Raw genomic sequence first — 2,243 nt, 5'->3', positions numbered from 1 at the left:
GTGTTCAGGTATTTGCCATTCGGTTTCTTGACCCGTCGCACCACTTCAGCTGCCAGCCCCTCATCCCACACGGACGTCCACCCGGAGCCCTCTTTCTGGCCGTGCTGGATCAATGTCGGGAACGCCGCCTGGGCCTTGGCAAATGCTGTCATCTGGTCGAACAGGATGACCCGATGTCCGCCTGACGTCACCACGGTGCCGATGGTCGGACCTACCGGGCGGAGGCTTCCATCGGAGCCGCCGGCTTTCCAGCCGAGCTTGTCGTTGGCAAGCCCTTCCCCCACCTCGTTGCCGGTGACCGGCGGACGGGTCGGGTCATCGCCTGAGATCACGTGGGCGCCACCGGCGGCCAGCAGCGAGGTCAGGGCACGGATCAGGGACGCACCCGGGGCGGCCTGCTGGTTTTCAGCGTGGGCGTCCGTGACCAGGCGGATGACGCTCATGCCCAGCTCGTCGACGTGGAACTGCTCCACGAAGTCATCGTCCATCTTCAGCTCGTACGCCATCTCCTGGAGCACCGCCAGGGTCAGCAGGAGGTCCGCCGCCAGAGTCGACGTGCGTTCCAGCGAGCCGGTGGAGGCACCCTGCTCCCGCATGATGTCGGCGACCGCGTGCTTCACGTTGGTGCGGGTGTCTTCCAGGTGGTCCATGTAGGCGGCCCAGCCGCCGCGGTAGTTGATCGCCACGTGACGGATGTACCGGATCAGGTGGCTTGTCAGCCGCGCCTGGGTCCCGTCCATGCGGGCCATGTCGTTGATCCGGTCCGTCTTGTTCCGGTCCTCGTGCAGCTTGCCTTTGCCAATGAACACCGGGACGAGACGTTCTCTGGCACTCGGAGTGGTGAGCTCGTTTTCGGCGGTAATAATAAGTTGAGCCATGGGCTTGTTGACTCTGCGCGTGGTCATGTCCGCGTTCATGCGGCCCTTGGTCGCGTTGTTGAAGATGGCCCGGGTCATATCTGCAAGCTTGGCGTCCTCGGCTTCGGCCTGACGGCGGAAGGCCGAGGGTGCAAGGTCATCAATGACCCAGATGGGGGCGTGGGCCAGGGCGTTCTCGGTGTACGCCTGGGTGTCCTTCGCGGAGCCGGGGAGGCTGTCCTGCCAGTCCGGCTTCCGCCGGGCCCAGAAGTACATGCAGCACTGCGCGGACCAGGACTTGCCGCCGCCCTTGGGGCCCCAGAAGTACACGGTGGAACGGGGGCGCAACGGCACGGCAGGCCGGAGGCCGGTGGCGAGGACCAGGACGGCCGCGGACGGGTCGGTCCAGGCGCCGGAGGTGATGTAGGCGTCCATGACTTCACGGAAGTCCTTGGCGACCTGCGCCGTGTAGTCAGGGTCGTCAAAGGTGCCATCGAGGCGGCCAGTGCCAACGCCGTAGCTGCCGGCCACGGGCAGGGCGTCCTTATCGATGCCTGCGACGGCGTTGGAGCCGAATTCGGTGTCGCCGACGACCTGATCGTTAATGATGTAGACGGGGGTGTCGTTCTCCACGGGCACCCACCCCATCTGCATCCACCGGGTCCTGGAGTTCGTCTCCTCAGCGCGATTGTCCTTCACAGCCGAAATCCATGCCTCACCCCTGGCTGCCCGCGGTGGCCAGGACCGGTGGCGCAGCAGACTTGGCGGGACCGTAGCGCCCTGCCGGACCCAGTCAGCGGGTGGGTAGTTCAGGATGATCTGGGGTCCGGTGACGACGGCTGTGAAGTCGGCGCCGTTCTTGCTCCAGGCAACCTCAACCTCTACCTGGGAATCCTCGATTTCGTTCAGGCCGACGTTCGGGTTGAAAAGGCCGGTGCGCATCTCATCGTCGGTCGGCTGGCGGCGGACTTCCATGGCCACGATGCGGCCGCCCAGTTCCACACGGTGGTCCCAGCGGTAGCCGCTGATGGTGCCGCCGGGGCCGTCCAAGACCGGGATGCATTCCTCCACGGACTGACCGTTCGGGGCAACCCGGAAGGCGCCGGCCCTCTCATCGGCGTTGCGTACCGGGGCTGCCGGCATGGTGGTCGTCAGCTGCTTCAGCAGCATGTCCCAGGTGCCGTACTTGGCCAGGTAGTCGTCCACGCCGGCTTTGGCCATGGATCCGTCGTCGCCCGAGGTCACTGCCGGGTTCAGGAAGCGGATGAGGCGCATCTTGGATTTGTCATCCAGCTGCTCGAAGAGTTTCGTCGCAGCGGCATGCACGAATGGGTTGACCTCCAGATCGGCGTCGAACGCGATCCACCCCTCACGGCCTCTCAGGTC

At 65.4% G+C, this 2,243-nt stretch carries 1 protein-coding gene; it reads right to left on the bottom strand.

The features are described from left to right. Positions 1–2,243, bottom strand: a 2,243-nt coding sequence (locus DBR22_RS23710; RefSeq protein WP_108598111.1) for a hypothetical protein, incomplete at both ends; no start/stop codon positions are given.

The sequence above is a fragment of the Arthrobacter sp. HMWF013 genome (genome assembly GCF_003061105.1).
In the GTDB taxonomy this organism is placed as follows: Bacteria; Actinomycetota; Actinomycetes; order Actinomycetales; family Micrococcaceae; genus Arthrobacter.
This window is presented reverse-complemented; position numbering and strand designations above follow the sequence as displayed.